The following is an 18998-nucleotide window of genomic DNA, read 5'->3' on the forward strand; positions in this document are numbered from 1 at the left end:
CCCTTACATGAATAGGTGCTCAAGCGGCCCAGCGGGCAGCGAGAGCTGCAAGAGGCCAGCGAAAATCAACCAGACGACCAGACAGAGAATGATGCCCACGGGAAGCGAGATCCAGATCTTGCGCTTTCCGAATGCAGCTGCGGTTGCCGCAAACAAGACACCCGTTGCGATGGAAAATCCTGCCGTGTTGAGAAGCAGCATTTGAGCAGCAAGCCCGCCGATGACCCAAACCACAGGCTTGATTTCCTGTCTGTCACGCTCAGGAAAATCACCCCGGAAAGCTGCGACGACTGTCCAGATTGCCAGAAGAAGAAGCGCGATGGCTATCCATTGCGGCACGGTCGCCGGACCGACGGGTGAGTAGCCGGTAACTTCGCGCAGGCGTGCGGCGTCTATGAAGATCGTCGCGGAAAGGGCAACGAGTACAGCGGCAATGACAAGCGCCGCCCAATCGGGGCGGCGCTCCTCTGCCTTGATCAGAGGCTTATCGCTCATTTTACCAGTCCAATATCCTTCAGGATGCCTTCTGTAGCCGAGATATCCTTGGCAAGCTGCGCGTCGAAGTCAGCGCCCGCCAGGAAGGTGTCCTGCCAGCCCTTGGTCTTCAGCGTTTCCTGCCAGGTCGCAGAGGTTGCAAGCTTCTGAATATCGGCCGTTACCTTTGCCTTCTGTTCTGCGCTGAGGCCGGGGGCAGCGGCAACCATGCGCCAGTTCTGAACAGCAACATCCACACCGGCTTCCTTCAGCGTCGGTGCATCCACACCGGGCAGGCGCTTCTCACCGGAGGTCGCCAGCAGACGAAGCGTGCCGGACTTTACCTGTGATTCGAACTCGCCATAGCCGGAAATGCCGACGGTAACCTGTGAGCCGAGAATGGCCGCAAGTGCTTCACCGCCACCGGAGAAGGCGATGTAGTTGATCTTGGTCGGATCAACGCCTGCTGCCTTGGCAATGAGGCCAGCCGTGATGTGGTCCACACCGCCAGCAGAACCGCCACCCCAGGAAACGGAGCCGGGATCTTTCTTGAGGGCAGCAACCAGATCAGCCATGGACTTGATCGGTGAGGAAGCTGGAACGACGATGGCTTCATCTTCGCCTGTGAGGCGAGCGATTGGTGTCACATCTTTCAGTGTCACCGGTGCCTTGTTGGTGAGGATGGCGCCAACCATCACGTATCCGCCAACGATGAGGGCGTTGTCCTTGCCCTTCTGCTGGCTTGCGAACTGGGCAAGACCAATCGTGCCGCCAGCGCCAGGCACGTTGACGACCTGCACGTTCTTGGAAATTCCTTCCTTCTGCATTGCCGTCTGCAGCGAGCGTGCAGTCTGGTCCCATCCGCCGCCGGGGGCAGCGGGCGCCATGATGGTGTAATCGGCAGCGAATGCCGGAAGAGCTACGGATCCCGCCAGAAAAGTTGCGAGAAAAATATGTTTCAAGGGTTTGTCCTCCGTTGGCGCAAAGCGCATGTTATGGCGTGCCGGGCGGAAGACGTTTGTTTTTCATACACTCGCGCCAATCTCGGCAGCGGGCGTCTCCCCCCAGTCGTTCCTGAAACGCCTCCACGTTTTCAGGATGCCACTAAGCGACCACATTATCCTGACATCTAGCTGACGTTAAGCCTTTAGAGAGATTTGCCCTATTGCAGGCGAAGCGCTTCGTTCCATCGTGCAATAAGCCTCGAGCGCTTGACCTGATCCAGATAGACCATGAGCCCCGGGCTTACGGGCACGGGCTTTAGCTGCCCGCCCAGCATGTTTCGCATGCTTGTTGCGGTGTTCCCTACGGCCACATCGGGGTTGACGGCTGGGATTTGCAGCTGCTCCGTCAGGATGGTCTGACCTTCCTTTGACATGAAAAATTCAAGGAAGCGGCGGCCAAGTTCTGGCGATTGCGCAGCTTGGGGAACAAGGCCGATGCGCGACATCACCACCGTATAGTCCTTGGGCAGTACAATGCCTACGTCCGGATAATTGGAGGCCCAATCTGCGGCGTAGGAGCCCAGGATATTGTAACCCAGCACAAACCTGCCATCGGCAACGCGCTCCAGGATCGCCTGGCTGGTGGAATAGAGTTTCACGCCGGCACTGCCCATGGCACGCACGACATTCCATATATCGTCAAACTGTTCCTGGTCGCGTGACATAAAAAGGAAGCCGACGCCCGATCTTTCAATATCATAGGTGGCAATGCGGCCATGCACCTTGTCACCCTCGCGCGCCAGATATTCCACGAATTCCGCACGGGTTGCAGGCGGTGCGGATGCTGAAAAGCTGGGTTTATGATAGACGAAAACTGCCGGTTCGAATGTCAGGGCATAGGCTGTGTCGCGCCAGTTGGCCCAGGATGGCCATCGCGCACTCATCGGCAAATGGCTTGCCTGCGCATACCCGTCATTCGCAAGCTTGACCTGCAAATCCATCGCAGATGAAAAGGCAAAATCGGCCGTTCGTTTTGGGCCGTCCGTCTCCCTGACGATCCTGTCGTAAATCGCTCCGGTAAGCATGTCCTCGTAACGCACCGCGATCTCAGGATTGACCTTCTGGAATGCCTTAATCATCGGCTTGGCCAAAGGCTCATCCAGCGAGGAGTAAACCACCAGTTCCGGCGCATCCTGTTTACCGTTAAGGGCCGCAAAATGCGTGACATCCGCTTTCGCAACAGCGGTGTTGAGTGCAGCGAGGCAGGAGGCTAGAAGGAGGCGTATCATCATGACATGATGCCGGATGGCCAGCCTCTTCACAAGCGGACGTGTTCCCATCTATCTTCAAACAGCCGTGGGGGACATGCATTGCGCATATTGCTGGTCGAAGATAACGGCACATTGGCCGAGGGGCTTTCCGCGATCTTACGAGGGAGTGGATATACAGTCGACGTGGTGGGCGATGGCCTTTCTGCCGAAGCTGCAGCAACGGCACAGAGCTTCGATCTCATCATCCTCGATCTCAACCTGCCTGAAATGGATGGTCTGGATGTTCTCAGGTCCATCCGCGCCCGCCAGAACCAGGCAGCTGTGATGATACTGACGGCCAGAGGCGCGCCGGAGGAGCGGGTGAGGGGCCTCGATCTCGGGGCTGACGACTACCTGACAAAGCCCTTCGATATCTCCGAACTGGAGGCCCGCATCCGCGTATTGTTGCGTCGACAGGCCGGTCTGCGAAGCTCGCGGGTAGAGTTCGGCGCATTGACCTTCGATCTCACGTCGCGCAGCTTTTCCAGTGGCGGGCGGCCCATCGATATTCCGGCGCGCGAGCTTGCTCTTCTGGAGCTTCTGTTCCTGCGCGCTGGAAAGGTCGTTTCCAAAGACGCCATCATCGGCTCCCTGACAGGATTCGACGAAGACCTTTCTGCCAATGCGATAGAGCAATATGTCAGCCGTCTTAGACGCCGCCTGTTTGCCCACGGGTTGACCGTTAAGACTGCACGCGGCATCGGCTATTACCTCGATATTGCGCCCGAGGATCCATGAGATTTGCCGTGCGCTCCATTCGCGGAAGGTTGCTCGCATGGTTGCTGGCCGGTACAGCCGTGCTGGGCGCAATTGCGCTTGCAGATACGTGGCGCGAAGCACAGCAGACAGCGGACGAGGTCTCTGACAGGGTTCTGGCGGGCTCGGCACTCGCCATTGCTGAGCGGGTGGTCGTTGCCGAAGACGGCTCGCTGGCTGTCGATATTCCTTACGTTGCCTTGGAAATGCTCACCTCGGCGGCGCAGGACCGTGTATTCTATCGGGTGGATGGTCCACCCGGCACCTTCATCACCGGCTATCAGGCTTTGCCGGCCATTGATCGCAGAGAGGGGCAGTCGACAGCGTTTGACGATGCCAGTTTTCGCGGTGAGCCAATTCGGGTGGCGACGCTGGCTCGCAGTGCATCGACCGGCATTTCTTCTGTTCCATTCACAGTGACCGTTGCTGAAACGACCATTGCGCGGCAACAACTGGCGCGCTCGATCCTGCTTCATTCTGCAGCACGGTTGGTGCTGATGATGACGGGGGCCGCGCTGATTGTGTGGTTTGCAGTTTCGCTTTCACTTCGACCGTTGAACCGCCTGAGTGCGGCAATTGCTGAACGCAATCCGAATGATTTGCAGCCGATCGAGCAAGCCGTGCCTTCAGAGGTCGAAGGACTTGTAGAAACCGTCAATTCCTTCATGATTCGCCTGAATCTCGCGCTGGATGCTCTGCGGCATTTCACTGGCAATGCAAGCCATCAGTTACGAACGCCCCTTGCTGTTGTGCGAACGCAACTGGCTTTGGCCGCGCGCTCTGACGATCAAAAACAGGCGCGGGAGTCAATCCAGCAGGCGGATGCGGCGATTGCCAAAACCGAGCGGATCCTGGCGCAGCTGCTCATGATGTCACGCCTCGATGCCACATCGCGTGCCGTTACCGCGCATCTTCAACGCCTTGACCTTGTGGATCTGGCGCGAACTGTAACAGGTGAACAGGTGCCGCCTGCCGATGAAGCGGGAATCGATCTTGGATTTGAGGGGGAGGCCGAGATCATGATCAGCGGAGAGCCGCTTCTCTTGTCCGAGCTTCTCAAAAACCTGATTTCAAACGCACTTCTCTATGCAGGGCGCGGTGCGGAAGTTACCGTCCGGGTGCTGCATGAGGCGGACTGGGCAGTTGTCGAAGTTGAAGACAACGGTCCCGGCATTCCGCAATCGCTTCACTCCAGCGTTCTGCGCCGCTTCGACAGAGCTGAACGCAGCGACGAGAAGGGGACAGGTCTTGGCCTGCCTATCGTTGAAGAAATTGCCAATCTGCACGGCGGGGCGCTCACGCTTGGGCAGGGGCGCGAAGGAAAAGGCCTTCGCGTTACCGTTCGTCTGCCGCTGGCACCGGCCTGACGGTGAGCACCGGCGCAACCGGCATATCAGTCAATGCATTGTTTCGCGGAAGAAGTCTTCCTGCATAAGGCGGAGAGCATCATCGAGAGCTGCGACAAGAATGTCTGTCAACTGCTCGGTATCGTTCTGCTCGAGGTAGATGGCGAGAGCTGCTTCCTGAGCATCCATCTGCTGATCCATGTCCTTCATGTCATGTCCCTTCCTTCGCCTCGGTTCATCCAGGCTGCATGGATGGTGTATAAGTTTATCCTTGCGTCTGGCTGGCGCCTCATGCTCCGTTCAGACATCACTCTCCGCTCAACGAAACGCCCCCGCTCTGCCGGAGTTCCTGATGGGAACAAGGAGGGGAGATTCGCAAAGCGGGCCAAGGGCGTGCAGATGTACTTTTTCGAGGTGGCCAGTCAACCAATCTGGGGACAAAAATTGCGGTCAGGCAGCCCGCCGATATTATCGCACCAGGCGAAGGGTTGCCGGTTCGACGCGGTAGGGGGGAACATTTTCCAGAAGGTCTTCCCAGCTTGGGCCAACGCCACGGCCGGTAAGCAGCCAGCAAAGCGTGACCTGCAAGGTGGCTGCGATTTCATGCAGCAAGGCTGGTGGCGGCGCGCAACGGTCGCTCTCCCAGTTTGCCCATTCCTCAGCTGTTCTGCCCAATTGTTCAGCTGCCTGCGCGACAGTCATCTCAAGGGCTTCACGTGCGAGTGAAATGCGCCCACCAATCGTGTCCTCAGACGCTGCGGGCTGTAATTGACGTGCTGATATCATGTCTAACCTCGGACTGTTCGGTAACGGTGAACATAGGGGAGGGCCGAAATTTTCCGACCCTCCGCTGCATTTAGCCCTGCTCGCCCAACCACGCTTTGATCTGGTCCGGGTGTTTCTCAATATAATTATCGACTGCCTTGTCGTAGGATGTCTCCTGCGCGTCAAACATCGCCGCCTCCAGATCCGCGATCGGCAACTTCATGCGTGACATGAAATCTGCCACCTTCGGATTGTCCGTTTTGAAGTCTTTCCGGGCAAGGATATCGACGTGTTCGGCCTCGCCCAATGCATTCTTGGGATCCTTCAGGTAACGAAGGTCGTACTTGCCAAACATCCAATGCGGGCTCCAGGACGTTGCCACGAACCATTTCTCACCGCGATATGAGCGGTCGACGGTTGTCAGCATGCCAGCCTCGCTTGAGATTCGGAGGTTGTAGTCCTTCAACTCGTAGGTCTTGAGCGCTTCCTGTGAAAGGCGTGTCAGTCCGGCACCCGGATCGATCCCCTGGATGGTGTCGCCCAGCTTCTTGCGGACATCGTCCTTTTTGAGATCTTCGATCGATGCAATTTCGCTTTCGGGGATATATTTCGGGACCACCCAGCCCAGCTTCGCACCGTCATAGACCGTGCCCAGCGTATCCACCTTATCCTTCACCCGTGCGAAATAATCGGCATGGGTTTGCGGCAGCCAGGCCATCATCATAAAATCGATATCGCCACGGCTGACACCCTGATAAAGCGGCGCGACATCCGTTTGAACGAGTTGAACCTCCTGGCCGAGCTTATCCTTGATGAGCTTGGCGGCGAGCTTAGTCACAAACTCCGCATCAGACCACGCAGCCCAGCCGATCTTCACCGGCTTCTGTTCCTGTGCAAAGCTGCCTGTTGCAGTTCCTGCAACCAACGCAGCGGCGAGGCTTAGGGTGGCGCCGAGAGACGCAATTGACTTGAACATTCTTGCTCCTTTTTTGAAGGTTCGCATATTAAAGCGTGTCCCGATTGTTCAGATCGATGTTCACGCCTTAAGTCTTTGTGGTGAGCCATGTCGCCTTGGCGAAACGCTGAACGCTTGCGCGCGTGGCAGGCTTGGCGGATGAATTTCCGCTTGGCTTAGGTGCTGAGGGCAGGGCGAGGAGCACGTGCTTCGCCAGTGTTTGCCTTCCAGGCCAGTAGCCGGCTAACGAGTGCGGGTCGTCTGCCAAGGCTCTGGGTAATACGATCCAGAATCACAGCCAGGATGACCACCGCGAGGCCGCCTTCAAAGCCGGTGCCCACATCCAGCCGCTGAATACCTGTCAGCACCGTATTGCCGATGCCGCCTGCGCCGATCATTGAGGCAATGACGACCATGGAAAGCGAAAGCATGATGGTTTGGTTGATGCCTGCCATGATGGAGGGCAGGGCGTTGGGAAGCTGCACCTTGACCAGCAACTGCGAGGAGGTGCAGCCGAAGGCCTGGCCGGCCTCGATGAATTCCGGATGTACCTGCCGGATGCCAAGATTGGTCAGGCGAACCACAGGAGGCATTGCAAAAATGACGGTTGCAATCGTACCGGGGACGGCCCCCAGACCGAAGAACATGGCTGCAGGAATGAGATAGACGAAGGCTGGCATCGTCTGCATCAGATCGAGCGCTGGCCGCAACACCGCCGCCACACTGTCTCGCCGTGCCATCGCAATCCCCAGCGGCAACCCCACCAGCATCGCAATGAAGGTTGAGGCAATGACCAGCGAAAGGGTTTCCATCGTCGCCTGCCAAAGGCCCATATGCTGAACAAGCCACAGAGCTAAGCCGGTGAAAACGGCAAATCCGATGCCAACGCGCCACAGGGACAGCAGCACGAAAACAGCGATACCAAGAGGCATGGGAAGAGATGACAGGGCATTGAGAATGCCATCCGTCACGAAGCCTATGCCGCTCGCAATGGTGTCCAGAAGGGGTGAAAAATTGTCAAGAATGTAGTTCACGGCGCTGTCCACGCCGCTGCCAATCTCAAGAGTCATTGGAATTCCCCCGTTTAGCTTGCGCGATCCAGCGTTTCGAGCAAAGTCGATTTGCTGATGGAACCGATGTAGCGTTTGCGATCATCAATCACTGGCACTGGCCATGGACTGCCAGCCACGCGGCCCAGCACATTCGCCAGCGGTTCATCCGCTGGAATTGGTTCGATCTCTGGCAGGAACGCGCTGCGGTATGGATCGGGATCCTTTGCGCGTAGCTTCTCGATGAGCGAAGTTTGGCTCACGACACCATGAAAGGTTTTATCGCGACCGAGAATGATCGCATAATCGCGGTCAAAGCTCTTCATGCGCTCAAGTGCAGCAGCGGCAGTGACACCCTGTCGCTCGATAATGGTAACTTGCGTTTTCCGCGCCACGTCACCCGCCTTGAAGACCTGCGAGATATCGACGTTGCGGAAGAATGAGCGAACATAATTATTGGCTGGCTGTGTGACGATCTCATCCGGCGTGCCAACCTGGATAACTTCGCCATCCTGCATGATGCAGATACGGTCGCCAATCCGCATCGCCTCATCCAGATCGTGGCTGACGAAGACAATTGTGCGGCTATGCTCGGATTGCAGACGAACCAGCTCATCCTGCATTTCCGTGCGGATCAGCGGATCAAGTGCGGAAAATGCCTCGTCCATCAACAAAATGGTGGGTTCACTGGCAAGGGCGCGCGCCAGGCCAACGCGCTGTTTCATGCCGCCAGATAGCTGATCGGGATAGCTTTGCGCATAACCCGAAAGACCGACGGCCTCCAGAGCTTCCAAAGCGCGCTTGTTGCGCTCCGCTTCTGCCATGCCGGACACTTCAAGGCCAAAGGCTGCGTTATTCAACACAGTGCGATTGGGCAAAAGAGCAAAGGACTGAAATACCATGCTGATTTCGCGACGACGCAGCGCAATCAGCTCCTGCCTGGACATTTTTGTGATGTCCTGGCCGTCCACCTCGATGGCACCGGCCGTTGGTTCTATCAGCCGATTCAGCAAGCGGAGGAGGGTGGATTTGCCAGAGCCTGAAAGGCCCATGATAACAAAAATCTCGCCGGACTGGATATCGAAGCTTGCGTTGGAAACGCCGATCGTGCTGCCCGTTGCCGCGTGAACTTCGGCCTTCGATCTGCCGGACTGGAACATTTCGAGCGCTTTCTCCGGGCGCTCACCGAACACTTTATAGACGGATTTCAGACTGATCTTGGGCGTCGCAGAGACATCCGCAACGTCAGCTTCAGTAACTAATGTCATAGTGATTCAAGCCCCCGGCTCAACAGCTGGGAGAACGCTCCTGTTCCTCGGGAACACACTCTCTCTTCCTCGACCGTAAGCCGCGGAATGTCTGTTCCAAATTGTTTTTCGCGGCGCTGACCTTGCAGCCGCACTCAAGCTGAATTGGTCTTCCCAAGTGGCAATGCATCATGTTTGCCAGGAAGAGACGACGGCATCCAGAATGCGACATGCGATCATGCATTCGCTGTTTCCGTGTCTGACCCTCATCTAGATATAGGGAAAAGTTCCAAAAGTCCACAAATAAATCTAGATTTTGTATATTCCAAAACCGACGCTGACATGAAGCGCCTGAAAAGATGGAACTTTCAGCTTTGCAATATCACTGCATAAGCTTGTTGCTCTGGATACTTCGGGCAAAATTAAGTAGGCATGAGAGCATATCATCAGCAGGACAAATCATGGGCGATATCATCAAATTCAACAAACCCAAGCCGGTTAAGCCGCAGCGCCAGCCTTCGCCAGCCTTGAAGAAGGCCGCGGTCATTGGTGCCATCATCGTTGGATTTGTCGCGGCTTGGGCGTATTTCCAGTTCGTCGGTGCATAACAAGGCGTCCAAGGCAGCAGGTTCTGGGCCCCGGTTCTGGTGTTAGGTTCATGATCGCATCCAGGCCTTCTGGGTGCTGTGTTCCATAATCTGTCTTATCTGATTTTGATTGAGGCCTGAATTGTGAGAGATATGTGTCCCGTCCCGCCTTTCAGCTAGCTTAAGCCGATCTGGTGACAGGTAAACCTCAAACTCCTGCCTAGCCCGGTGTTGGCCCGGTATCGGCCATGGCAACCTTTCGCTTGGGTGAAAGATACCAGAAGACGGAACTCAAAACGACTGCTCCGCCAACAAGCACTGGCAAAGTCATCTCCTCGTTATAGAATATCCAGACCCATATAGGGCCAAGGATCACGTCCAGCATGGAGATCAGACCGGCCTCACCAGAACCCAGCCGGCGCGAACCAAGCAGCAAGAGCACGTATCCGATGCCAGTTGTGAAGATCCCGTAGAATGCGCAAGCCAACAGCTGAGTTGGAGACGGCATGGTGTATTGCATCAGCGGTAAAGCAATGCAGAAACATGCCAGGGCTGCAAAGACTGTCATCAGGGTCGAATCCATGCTTGGAAACCGCTTTGCGATAACAATCTGAGTGGCGCATCCGGCCGTCATGACAAAGGCTGCAAGTACGCCAAGCAGATCCTTTGCCGACACTGCGGCGCCAACCGAAATAGCCACGCCTAGAAATGCCAGAGACCCCGCAATGATAAACCGCGAGGTCACTCGGTCGCGCAACCAAAGGAAAGCAATAGCTGTAGCCACGAACGGCAGTGTTGCGTAGATCGTCATGACATTTGCGACGGTTGTCCATTGCAGCGCGGCGATATACGTGATGGCTGCCACTGTTGAAACCGCGCAGGCCGCCACGCCTGGTAAACCAAAACTCGCTTCGGCGTCCTTCTTTCTGGTTCTCCGGCGCAGCAACACGAAAGCACCAAGCGTTAGAAACGCAAATGCCGATCGCCATGCCACCATCGACCAGACGTCCATGTCGGCCATTCTCACGAAGAGCCCGGCCGTACTCCACAGAATGGCTGATGCGGCCACGAGATAGATGCCAATAAGCCTGCTTCGTGCTATGCTCATGAAAAGGCCGCTCCAAGGAGAGAGATGTGCGTAGTCAACGTTGTAGACGAATGGTCTAGTTATGGATTCCCAATCTACGACACGGGACCGTCTTATTTCCGAAGGCATGCGACAATTGCTGGCGCATGGTTATGAAGGTGTTGGCATTGGGCCAATCCTGAAATCTGTCGGCGTCCCTAAAGGCTCTTTCTATTATTTCTTCCAGAGCAAGGATGACTTCGTCGTAGCGGTCATCGAAGCCTATGAGGCAAAGTACCAGCAGTTGCGGGAGAGATTCTTCACAGACAGCCGGCTAGAGCCACTAGACCGCCTCCTCGCCTATTTCGACGCTCTTGAACAAGAATTCCGCGCCGAGGCACCCTACGCTGGCTGTCTTTACGGGGTGATTGCCCAGAGCGCTGCAGGCCGGAGCGCTGTTGTGCTTGATGCAGTCGCCCAAGCGTTTGAGCGCTGGGAAAAAAGCATTCAAGGCGTACTCCTCGCCGCTCAGCTGAATGGCGATCTCGCTGAAAATGAGGATATCGAACATCTGACGGCAAGTATCGTGGAGGGATATGAGGGAGCGCTTATTCGAGCAAAGGCCAAGGAGGACGTGTCCGCATTCACCCGATTCCGGGAGTTTGGGCTGAGACGACTGATTTCATCGCCATCAGCCGTGGCAAGCTCTTACCCCTAAATGCCGCGTGGCGCCTGAGGAAGCGGATGCCGCAGAGAAGCGATCATCCCCCTTCTCGGCCCTACCCTTGAAAATCTGGCTCTTAGAGCATTTACCTGAATAAAGGGCGTATCGATTTTCTCGGATAAATAGGTAAAAACAAAGAGTTGGAGCGTTGTTGTGTTTCTATCAGCTACGAAAACGCTCCAGGCTCAAAGCATGACATCGAAACTCAGGCCGTCATAAGCTGGCTCGACGCTGTCCGGCGTCTGCTCCAGCACAGTTTGATAATCCAGCGGTATATGCATGTGCGTGAGGATTGCCCGGCGAGGTCCGAGTCTTTCGATCCAAGCCAAGGCCTGATCCAGTGACAGATGGCTTGGGTGTGGCTTGTACTGGAGAGCATCGATAACGAGAACGTCCAGTCCATACAAGCGCTCAACGCTTTCACCGGGAAAATCGCTGATATCGCTGCAATAGGCGACATCACCGACCCGGAAGCCCAGCGATTGAATATCGCCGTGCTGTTGCGTGTGCGCCAGAATTTCGATGCTGCCGCCTGCGCCATCGATGGTGATGGGTTGTGACAGGTGGGTGATGAGGTTTGGCCGGACGATCGGCGGGTAATTGCCACCCGCAGGTGTTTCAAGGCAATATCCGAAACCCGCCCTGATCCGTTCCATCGTAACCGGATCGGCCCATATGGGGATGCGCATCCTTTGCGCATGAAAATAGCCCCGCAAGTCGTCAATACCATGCAAATGGTCCGCATGTGCATGGGTATAGAGAACTGCATCGATCCGCTTCACCTTGGCGGATATCATCTGTTCGCGAAAGTCCGGTCCGGTATCGATCACCACAGTGGTGATGCCGCCGTCGGGAGCAATCTGCTCGATCAGAAAGGCGGCCCGACGGCGTCGGTTCCGAGGCTCCTGCGGATCGCAAGCACCCCAATCGCCATCCAGTCTCGGAACGCCCGGAGACGAGGCGCATCCGAGGACCGTGAAACGGCGCTTGAAGCCCTGCCCCGACAAGTTACACGACTTTCTTCATTTTGGAAAAACACCGAAATGCATTGGCTGTCGTGATTTCTGCCATTTCTTCAAATGACACATCCTTCACATCCGCCAGCACCTCCGCGGTGTTCACAACATAGGAAGGCTCATTGCGTTTGCCGCGCCAGCGCTTTGGCGCAAGATAGGGCGCGTCAGTCTCTACGAGCAATCTATCCATCGGGACGGTGCGGGCAATATCGCGCAATTCCTGCGACTTCGGAAAGGTCAGTATTCCGGAAAACGAGATGAAGCCGCCCAATTCCACGCCAGCATCCGCCAGGGCCTGACCTGCGGAAAAGCAGTGGAGGATGAAGGGAAAAGCGCCCTTCTCCGTTTCTTCACGCAGGATCGCAGCCATATCATCATCCGCACTGCGGCTGTGTATGACCAAAGGCAGCTGTGTCCTTCGTGCCGCCTCAATGTGACGGCGAAAGCCTGTCTGCTGATCTTCCGGCTTCTGCGTATCATAGAAATAGTCGAGGCCCGCCTCTCCTATCGCCACAACCTTTTCGTTTGCCTCAGCCAGACGCACAAGTTCGTCTGCAGTGACATCCAACTCATCGGCGGCATTATTGGGATGCGTGCCGACCGAGCAGAAGACCGATTGATAGCGCTCCGTTAGTGCCAGAAGTGCAGGCAACTTTCTGACGCGCGTGGAAATCGTCACCATCTGGCCAACGCCAGCCGAATGGGCGCGCGCAACGAGTTCATCGCGCTCTTCTTCGAAGTCTGCGAAATCCAGATGGCAGTGCGTATCGATCAGCATCAGTCTAATTCAAGCCTTGTCCGTTTCGGGCGCGACATAGCGTGGGAAAACCGGCGAAACGGCGGGCAGTTCCGTGCCAGGCTTCAAACGACCCGCCTCACCCAACTTGGCGAAAACGCGATCTTCCGGCGCGACAGCCACAAGATCCAGAAGTTTTGCCGCGCTGTCCGGCATGATCGGCTGGAACAGGATGGCAATTTGACGAACGACTTCAGCCGTGACGTAGAGAACCGTACTCATACGCGCAACATCGGTCTTACGCAGAACCCAGGGCTCTTGAGCCGCGAAATACCGATCCGCCTCATTGACGATGTTCATGATCGCGCCGACCGCTTTATGGATCTGCTGCTTGCTCATCTCTTCTCGGCAAATTGTAATCGCCTCGTCAGCCGTCGCCAGGATAGCCTTGTCGGCATCGGTCAGCGGACCGGGTTCCGGCACCTTGCCTTCCAGGTTCTTACCGATCATCGAAAGCGAACGGGATGCGAGATTGCCGATACCGTTTGCGAGATCGGCGTTAATGCGGGTGCCGATCCCCTCCTCCGAATAGCTTCCGTCCTGACCGAAAGACACTTCACGCAGGAAGAAGAAGCGAACCTGATCGAGCCCAAAATGGTTCACGAGATTGACCGGGTCAACAACGTTGCCAAGTGACTTCGACATCTTCTCGCCCTTGTTGAGCAAGAAGCCGTGAGCGTAAACGCGCTTGGGCAGTGGCAGGCCAGCCGACATCAGGAAGGCTGGCCAGTAGACGGCGTGGAAGCGGATGATGTCCTTTCCGATGATATGCGCATCGGCTGGCCAGTACTTCGCCCGTGGGCCGCTCTGATCTTCGACATAGCCTGTCGCGGTGATGTAGTTGGTCAGCGCATCGACCCAGACATACATCACATGCTTTTCATCGCCGGGTACCTTGATGCCCCAGTCGAAGGTCGTTCGCGAGATCGACAGATCCTTGAGACCCGACTTAACGAAGGAGATTACCTCGTTGCGGCGCTCGTTCGGGCCGATGAAATCCGGCTGCTCCTCGTAGAGCTTCAGGAGCTTGTCTTCATAGGCGGAAAGCTTGAAGAAGTAGCTTTCCTCTTCAACCCATTCGACCGGCGTGCCCTGGGGACCGTAGCGCACGCCATCGGGCCGCACTTCGGTTTCCTCTTCCTGGTAATAGGCCTCGTCGCGCACCGAATACCAGCCGGCATAACCGCCCTTGTAGATGTCGCCGTTCTTCTCCATACGCCGCCAGACTTCCTGCACCGTCTGGTGGTGGCGCTTCTCGGTCGTGCGGATGAAGTCGTCGTTGGACGCGTTCAGGAGCTTGCCCATCTCGCGGAACTCGTTGGAGTTCCGTTCGGCCAGCTCCTCCGGCGTAATGCCTTCGGCGCGTGCAGTCTGCTGCATCTTTTGGCCGTGTTCGTCCGTGCCGGTCAGGAAGAACACATCCCGTCCGTCGAGCCGCTGAAAGCGCGCCATGGCATCCGTTGCGATCAGCTCATAGGCATGGCCGATATGAGGCTTGCCGTTGGGATAGGATATGGCGGTCGTGATGTAGTAGGGCGTTTTCGAAGACATGAAAGCCAGCATTCAGTTCGTGAATTTCTCTGGCCGCGTCTTAAACCATGTTTTGCCAATGCGAAACAGAAGTTTCAGAAGAATCAGCGCGCAACATCTTCCAGCAGTGAGAGGATGGTCTGTTTCCGATCCAGATTGTAGGCCTGAGAAACGGTAATGCGCTCGGTCACGTCTGATGCCAGACGGGAAAGACGATCCGCCTGGGCGAGTTCGCCGCTGAGAGCGAGAGAGCGAGCCCTCCCCTCCAGATATTCCGTCAGATGCCCGAGGAAAAAGGTAAATATAACCTCGTTGTCCTTCCCAGCCAGTACGTCTCCAAGCCGGTGCATGGCACGCCGTGCGCCCGGCCCTTCTGCGGATAGCACATCGTTGAACGCTGCGATGATCTCCGTGCCACCGTAATTGAGCAGTTTAAGCGCCTGGGAGACACTGCCATTTGCCAGCTGCAACACCTCCTCTGCTGTTCTTCCGCCATCGAGAGCAACGCCGAGGTTCGCAAGAGCTGCAGACAAACTCTCCGCCTTCAGCGGCGAAAGCTTTAGCGGCAGGCATCGTGAACGGATGGTCGGCAACAATCGTCCCGGTGCATGGCTCAGCACCAGAAAGAGCGAGCGTTTTGGCGGCTCTTCCAGAATCTTCAGAATGGCGTTCGCAGCATTGCGATTGAGATCATCGGCCGGATCGATAATGACCACGCGCCAATTCCCTGTTCCCGAAGTTTGCGAGAAAAAGTGCCCTGCCCTGCGAACTTCATCGACGGTAATCGCGGTTTTCACCTTGCCCGTCTTCTCGTCCACCGGGCGGGTTAAGTGCAGAAGATTATGTGATGCACCAGAGGCGATCTGTCGGCTCACACTGCTGGACGGATCAGGAACTGCCAGTTCAAGAGGCGCGGCAGCAGGATCGGGATGGCTGAGCACGTGATTGGCAAAGCGAAAGGCTAGCGTAGCCTTGCCAATTCCTTCCGGCCCTTCAATCAGAATGGCATGGTGGCTGCGGCCAGAATGGTAAAAGCGGGCCAGAAACTGCTCCGCCTCCTCATGGCCAAAGAGAACCGTATTGTTTTGAGGCGGAATGGCGCCGTCGAGAACGCCGGCAACAGCATCACTCATGGCTGGCTGCGTCCTGCTTGCGTGCATTGAGCTTTTCCAGAACAGCCTCGAGAACTGCGTTGGCAACAGCATCCGCATCTTTCGATGCATCGATCACGCGGCAGCGCTCGGCATCCTGGCTCGCTATATCGAGGAAAGCCTGACGGCGCTTTTCATGCACGTCAATCTCCTCCTTCTCGAAACGATCTGGCGCCTCCGTGCTTCCAGCCTCCAGGCTGCGCGTCCGTGCGCGTTTCAGCCCCTCCTCCGCCGGTAGATCCAGGATCAGGGTCAGATCGGGACGCAATCCGTTGATTGCGATCTGCTCAAGCGCATTGACGAAGGCTGTATCGAGATTGCCCGTAATGCCCTGATAGACGCGTGAGGAGTCCATAAACCGATCACACAGCACGATTTTGCCTGCCAGCAGCGCAGGGCGAATGATTTCTTCCACATGGTCGTTGCGGGCCGCTGCGAAAAGCATGGCCTCTGTCCGCACACCGAACCGCTCTGCGGCGCCGGAGAGAATAACGTGACGAACTGCCTCCGCCCCGGCAGAGCCACCCGGCTCACGGGTCAGAACAACAGCGTTTCCCAGTTCCTCAAGGCTCGCGGCAAGACGGCGGATCTGCGTGGACTTGCCCGCACCCTCCCCGCCTTCAAATGTAACGAATAGGCCTGTCCGCTTGCTCACTGTATGGCTGTCCGTTCTGCTGCTGCGACTGCGGTCGTTCTAGACGACAAAACCGGAAATGTGAAACTACGGGATCAGAAAATCAAAGCCAGAAGAACAACATCTCCAGGGCCGCGTCCGCTGCCTTTGAAACGAGCCCCCCGACGCCAATGTTTTCCGCGGCATGCAGCGGCACCTGCTTCAGAGCACGATCGCCCTCGAAGATCTGCAGAGTGCCCACCACTTGCCCCTTCTCCACGGGTGCCCGCAAGGGCCACTTGTAAACAATCTTGCCGCTCAGCCTCTCGCCGTTTTTTGCCCGCACATAAATGTTCACCGGCTCGGATGAAACAAGCTGGACATGCGATTTTTCACCGCCATACACGGAGGCCTGCCCCACCACCTCATCCTGCTTGAACAGCACGCGCGTCTCAAACGCGGAGAGGCCCCATTCCAGAATTCGACGCGATTCCTCGGTCCGCTCTTTGTCGCTGGCAAGGCCGCCAAGCGCCATGAACAGCCGCGTGCCATTGCGCTCGACCGAGGCGACGACCGCAAAGCCGGAACCCTCCGCAAATCCTGCTCCAAGTCCATCAACCCCGATTCCAAGCCCAAGTAGCGGGTTCTTGTTACGCTGGAAGATCTTGTTCCAGGTGAAATCGGGCTGGGTATATAGATTGTAGAACTGCGGGTAGTTGGCGTGAATGTGCCGAGCAAGCTCGACCAGATCGCGGGCTGTCGTGCGGCTTTCCTGTTGCGGCAAACCGGTGGAATTGCCAAACACGCTACGTGTCAGGCCCAGATCCCTGGCGCGCGCCGTCATCCGGGCGGCAAAATTGGCCTCGTTGCCGGACAGGCCTTCTGCCAGAATGATGCAAGCATCATTTGCGTTTTGAACAACGACGCCGCGAATGAGATCCTCAACGGGAACTTCAGACTTCAGCGCTGCAAACATGGTGGTGGTGCCTGAGGGTGCACCGCCGGTTCTCCACGCATTTTCCGATACAGGAAATGCCTGTTCGAGCCTGATCTCGCCTTTGCTGACGGCGTCGAAGACCAGATCCATGGTCATCAGCTTGGCCAGAGACGCAGGAGGAAAGGATTGGTTTTCGTTCTGAGCCAGAAGAACCGTACCAGTCTTTGATTCGACGAGATAAGCCTGCTTTGCCTTGAGGTCTGGAAGGCCGCTATCCTGCGCTGAAACTTCGCCCGCGGCCGCGATCAAGGCCAGAGCCAACACGCCGGGTACGATCGATCTGGAGAACCTTGGAAAATACATGAAAATGCTCGTCCACCGCATCGGTCATTGAGTATCAGTGGCTAATGTTCGGCGCAACCGCCGAACGGCATCTTCAAAAATCATCTGTACGCCTCGATTCTGTCAAGGCGCACAGGCTTGTCTGGTGCGGCTTACCGACGGGCAGGCTTGCCCTGAGGTGCGCCATCCACCTGCTGCATCATGCCGTCATCGCGAAGGATCACATTGCCAAAGATGACCTGCGGCTCTGTGCGGCGCTTGGCCGGTGCTGCATAAGCAGTCTCTGATGTCGTTACGGCTGCCTGGGCAGCAACCGGACGCGCCTGAGACGGCTTCGGGGCGACAGCCTTTGGTTGCGGCGCGGAAGCCACGTGAACAGGCTTGTTCACAACTGGTGCTGTTACCGGCGCAATGTTTGGCCTTGCCTGAACGGCAGCAACAACTGGCTGTGCAGCGGGGCGAGCGGCTGGGAGGCTTGCAGGACGCGCAGTCGGTGCGGGCGCAAGAGCTGCCTGAACAACCGGCTGAGGTGCCGGGTTGCGCGTTTCAGTCTTCTGCCCCTTACCGGATGACTTGCCGTAAGCAGCGGAGGAAATGGCATTGGAACGATCATAGCTCTGTAGCTGATCGCCAAGCGACTGGTTAGATGCAACCATCACGCCCGTCGCAATCTGGCCGTCAGGATAGATGCCCGGCATTCGGCTGCCCTTGCGGACATAGGATGCCATCAGGAAGGGCATGTCGTGACCGCTCATATCCGCCTTGCCAACATACTGGACATTCACACGAGCCGTTCCGGTGCGCTTGAAGTCGAGCAATTCTGCGGTCTTGTCAGATACGTCGATGATACGGCCCGGGTGGAAAGGTCCGCGATCGTTGACACGAACGATGACGGAAGAGCCGGTATCCACATTGGTTACGCGAGCATAGCTCGGCAGCGGGAAGGTTGGATGTGCGGCAGAAATATGCTCGCTGTCATACACCTCACCATTGGCGGTGTAGCGGCCATGAAACGCGGAGCCATACCAGGAAGCAAGACCGGTCTTGTTGTAGTTCGGATCTTCCTTCGGAACGTAAACCTTGCCCTTCACCTCATAAGGGTTGCCCACCATGTAGCGACCGCCACCCTTTGGCACCGGCTGACCTTCGGCCACAACGCGCGGGCTGGCCTTCACGCCATACTCGCTCTCAGCGAAGTATTCCTTGCTTTTGGGCTTATTCTTCTTGGCTGTGGTGGTGTTGGATGTGGACGCACATGACGCCATGCCTGCACAAACCAGGGCAACACCTATCCACTTCGCACCCAGCAGAAGCTTGCTTTTTTCCGCACTCAATACTCTAGTCCCACGCCGCAATTGACCCGAGCGCCGCTTTTCAGCGACACAGGCGA

At 56.7% G+C, this 18998-nt stretch carries 20 protein-coding genes; 4 read left to right on the plus strand and 16 right to left on the minus strand.

Going from position 1 to position 18998, the window contains the following annotated elements; translation table 11 throughout:
• Positions 1-3: 3 nt before the first annotated feature.
• The 3 genes from ACFSE1_RS02615 to ACFSE1_RS02625 all read right to left on the minus strand — a co-directional run bounded on the left by ACFSE1_RS02615 (position 4) and on the right by ACFSE1_RS02625 (position 2710).
• Complete coding sequence (locus ACFSE1_RS02615; RefSeq protein ID WP_377396120.1) at positions 4-495, minus strand: tripartite tricarboxylate transporter TctB family protein; 492 nt, start codon at positions 493-495, stop codon at positions 4-6.
• A complete protein-coding gene (locus ACFSE1_RS02620) occupies positions 492-1436 on the minus strand; it encodes a Bug family tripartite tricarboxylate transporter substrate binding protein (protein WP_377396123.1) in 945 nt (314 codons plus the stop codon). Before ACFSE1_RS02620 ends, ACFSE1_RS02615 begins: the two co-directional genes overlap by 4 nt.
• Positions 1437-1636: 200 nt before the next feature.
• Positions 1637-2710 (minus strand): ABC transporter substrate-binding protein, encoded by a 1074-nt coding sequence (locus ACFSE1_RS02625; RefSeq protein WP_377396126.1) that lies wholly within the window; start codon positions 2708-2710, stop codon positions 1637-1639.
• A 78-nt stretch (positions 2711-2788) separates the two neighbouring features.
• On the opposite strand from ACFSE1_RS02625, the gene ACFSE1_RS02630 reads away from it, so the two are divergent.
• Both ACFSE1_RS02630 and ACFSE1_RS02635 read left to right on the plus strand, forming a co-directional pair.
• Positions 2789-3466, plus strand: a complete 678-nt coding sequence (locus ACFSE1_RS02630; RefSeq protein WP_377396128.1) for a response regulator transcription factor — start codon at positions 2789-2791, stop codon at positions 3464-3466.
• Positions 3463-4851 carry a sensor histidine kinase gene (locus ACFSE1_RS02635; protein WP_377396131.1) on the plus strand — a complete coding sequence of 463 codons (1389 nt, stop codon included), beginning with the start codon at positions 3463-3465 and terminating at the stop codon, positions 4849-4851. The genes ACFSE1_RS02630 and ACFSE1_RS02635 overlap by 4 nt, the downstream gene beginning before the upstream one ends.
• 30 nt (positions 4852-4881) lie before the next feature.
• On the opposite strand, the gene ACFSE1_RS02640 is transcribed toward ACFSE1_RS02635, so the two are convergent.
• The 5 genes from ACFSE1_RS02640 to proV all read right to left on the minus strand — a co-directional run bounded on the left by ACFSE1_RS02640 (position 4882) and on the right by proV (position 8867).
• Complete coding sequence (locus tag ACFSE1_RS02640) at positions 4882-5040, minus strand: hypothetical protein (RefSeq protein WP_377396134.1); 159 nt, start codon at positions 5038-5040, stop codon at positions 4882-4884.
• Positions 5041-5298: 258 nt separating this feature from the next.
• Positions 5299-5616, minus strand: a complete 318-nt coding sequence (locus tag ACFSE1_RS02645; protein WP_377396137.1) for a helix-turn-helix domain-containing protein — start codon at positions 5614-5616, stop codon at positions 5299-5301.
• A gap of 70 nt (positions 5617-5686) precedes the next feature.
• Positions 5687-6571, minus strand: a complete 885-nt coding sequence (locus ACFSE1_RS02650; RefSeq protein WP_377396140.1) for a glycine betaine ABC transporter substrate-binding protein — start codon at positions 6569-6571, stop codon at positions 5687-5689.
• Positions 6572-6726: 155 nt separating this feature from the next.
• Complete coding sequence (locus tag ACFSE1_RS02655; protein WP_377396579.1) at positions 6727-7626, minus strand: ABC transporter permease; 900 nt, start codon at positions 7624-7626, stop codon at positions 6727-6729.
• 8 nt (positions 7627-7634) lie between these two features.
• Positions 7635-8867: a glycine betaine/L-proline ABC transporter ATP-binding protein ProV gene (proV, locus tag ACFSE1_RS02660; RefSeq protein ID WP_377396143.1), complete on the minus strand. Its 1233-nt coding sequence runs from the start codon at positions 8865-8867 to the stop codon at positions 7635-7637.
• Positions 8868-9307: 440 nt separating this feature from the next.
• Between proV and ACFSE1_RS02665 the strand changes: the two genes are divergently transcribed.
• Positions 9308-9454 carry a hypothetical protein gene (locus ACFSE1_RS02665; protein ID WP_377396146.1) on the plus strand — a complete coding sequence of 49 codons (147 nt, stop codon included), beginning with the start codon at positions 9308-9310 and terminating at the stop codon, positions 9452-9454.
• Positions 9455-9653: 199 nt separating this feature from the next.
• On the opposite strand, the gene ACFSE1_RS02670 is transcribed toward ACFSE1_RS02665, so the two are convergent.
• Positions 9654-10541: a DMT family transporter gene (locus tag ACFSE1_RS02670; RefSeq protein WP_377396149.1), complete on the minus strand. Its 888-nt coding sequence runs from the start codon at positions 10539-10541 to the stop codon at positions 9654-9656.
• 61 nt (positions 10542-10602) lie between these two features.
• On the opposite strand from ACFSE1_RS02670, the gene ACFSE1_RS02675 reads away from it, so the two are divergent.
• The gene (locus ACFSE1_RS02675; protein ID WP_377396152.1) at positions 10603-11217 is read left to right on the plus strand and encodes a TetR/AcrR family transcriptional regulator; all 615 of its coding nucleotides are present in this window, start codon (positions 10603-10605) and stop codon (positions 11215-11217) included.
• 191 nt (positions 11218-11408) lie between these two features.
• On the opposite strand, the gene ACFSE1_RS02680 is transcribed toward ACFSE1_RS02675, so the two are convergent.
• From ACFSE1_RS02680 to ACFSE1_RS02710, 7 genes are all read right to left on the minus strand, one after another.
• On the minus strand, positions 11409-12230 hold the full coding sequence (locus ACFSE1_RS02680) for an MBL fold metallo-hydrolase (RefSeq protein WP_377396155.1): 822 nt from the start codon (positions 12228-12230) through the stop codon (positions 11409-11411).
• Between the two features lies 1 nt (position 12231).
• The gene (locus ACFSE1_RS02685; RefSeq protein WP_377396158.1) at positions 12232-13017 is read right to left on the minus strand and encodes a TatD family hydrolase; all 786 of its coding nucleotides are present in this window, start codon (positions 13015-13017) and stop codon (positions 12232-12234) included.
• Positions 13018-13026: 9 nt separating this feature from the next.
• Positions 13027-14586 carry a methionine--tRNA ligase gene (metG, locus tag ACFSE1_RS02690; protein ID WP_377396162.1) on the minus strand — a complete coding sequence of 520 codons (1560 nt, stop codon included), beginning with the start codon at positions 14584-14586 and terminating at the stop codon, positions 13027-13029.
• An 83-nt stretch (positions 14587-14669) separates the two neighbouring features.
• Positions 14670-15698 (minus strand): DNA polymerase III subunit delta', encoded by a 1029-nt coding sequence (locus ACFSE1_RS02695; RefSeq protein WP_377396164.1) that lies wholly within the window; start codon positions 15696-15698, stop codon positions 14670-14672.
• On the minus strand, positions 15691-16371 hold the full coding sequence (tmk, locus tag ACFSE1_RS02700; RefSeq protein WP_377396167.1) for a dTMP kinase: 681 nt from the start codon (positions 16369-16371) through the stop codon (positions 15691-15693). The genes ACFSE1_RS02695 and tmk overlap by 8 nt, the downstream gene beginning before the upstream one ends.
• Before the next feature lie 82 nt (positions 16372-16453).
• Complete coding sequence (locus ACFSE1_RS02705; protein ID WP_377396170.1) at positions 16454-17629, minus strand: D-alanyl-D-alanine carboxypeptidase family protein; 1176 nt, start codon at positions 17627-17629, stop codon at positions 16454-16456.
• Positions 17630-17760: 131 nt separating this feature from the next.
• Positions 17761-18942, minus strand: a complete 1182-nt coding sequence (locus ACFSE1_RS02710; protein WP_377396173.1) for a septal ring lytic transglycosylase RlpA family protein — start codon at positions 18940-18942, stop codon at positions 17761-17763.
• Positions 18943-18998: the final 56 nt, after the last annotated feature.

Source organism: Affinirhizobium helianthi (assembly GCF_042680945.1).
Taxonomy (GTDB): Bacteria; Pseudomonadota; Alphaproteobacteria; order Rhizobiales; family Rhizobiaceae; genus Neorhizobium; species Neorhizobium helianthi.

Excerpts from the sequence above, each read along its gene's own strand:
- ACFSE1_RS02615 (WP_377396120.1), bottom strand. The coding sequence starts at position 495 with ATGAGCGATAAGCCTCTGATCAAGGCAGAGGAGCGCCGCCCCGATTGG.
- ACFSE1_RS02625 (WP_377396126.1), bottom strand. The coding sequence starts at position 2,710 with ATGATGATACGCCTCCTTCTAGCCTCCTGCCTCGCTGCACTCAACACC.
- ACFSE1_RS02635 (WP_377396131.1), top strand. The coding sequence starts at position 3,463 with ATGAGATTTGCCGTGCGCTCCATTCGCGGAAGGTTGCTCGCATGGTTG.
- ACFSE1_RS02640 (WP_377396134.1), bottom strand. The coding sequence starts at position 5,040 with ATGAAGGACATGGATCAGCAGATGGATGCTCAGGAAGCAGCTCTCGCC.
- ACFSE1_RS02645 (WP_377396137.1), bottom strand. The coding sequence starts at position 5,616 with ATGATATCAGCACGTCAATTACAGCCCGCAGCGTCTGAGGACACGATT.
- ACFSE1_RS02650 (WP_377396140.1), bottom strand. The coding sequence starts at position 6,571 with ATGTTCAAGTCAATTGCGTCTCTCGGCGCCACCCTAAGCCTCGCCGCT.
- proV (WP_377396143.1), bottom strand. The coding sequence starts at position 8,867 with ATGACATTAGTTACTGAAGCTGACGTTGCGGATGTCTCTGCGACGCCC.
- ACFSE1_RS02665 (WP_377396146.1), top strand. The coding sequence starts at position 9,308 with ATGGGCGATATCATCAAATTCAACAAACCCAAGCCGGTTAAGCCGCAG.
- ACFSE1_RS02670 (WP_377396149.1), bottom strand. The coding sequence starts at position 10,541 with ATGAGCATAGCACGAAGCAGGCTTATTGGCATCTATCTCGTGGCCGCA.
- ACFSE1_RS02675 (WP_377396152.1), top strand. The coding sequence starts at position 10,603 with ATGGATTCCCAATCTACGACACGGGACCGTCTTATTTCCGAAGGCATG.
- ACFSE1_RS02685 (WP_377396158.1), bottom strand. The coding sequence starts at position 13,017 with ATGCTGATCGATACGCACTGCCATCTGGATTTCGCAGACTTCGAAGAA.
- metG (WP_377396162.1), bottom strand. The coding sequence starts at position 14,586 with ATGTCTTCGAAAACGCCCTACTACATCACGACCGCCATATCCTATCCC.
- ACFSE1_RS02695 (WP_377396164.1), bottom strand. The coding sequence starts at position 15,698 with ATGAGTGATGCTGTTGCCGGCGTTCTCGACGGCGCCATTCCGCCTCAA.
- ACFSE1_RS02705 (WP_377396170.1), bottom strand. The coding sequence starts at position 17,629 with ATGTATTTTCCAAGGTTCTCCAGATCGATCGTACCCGGCGTGTTGGCT.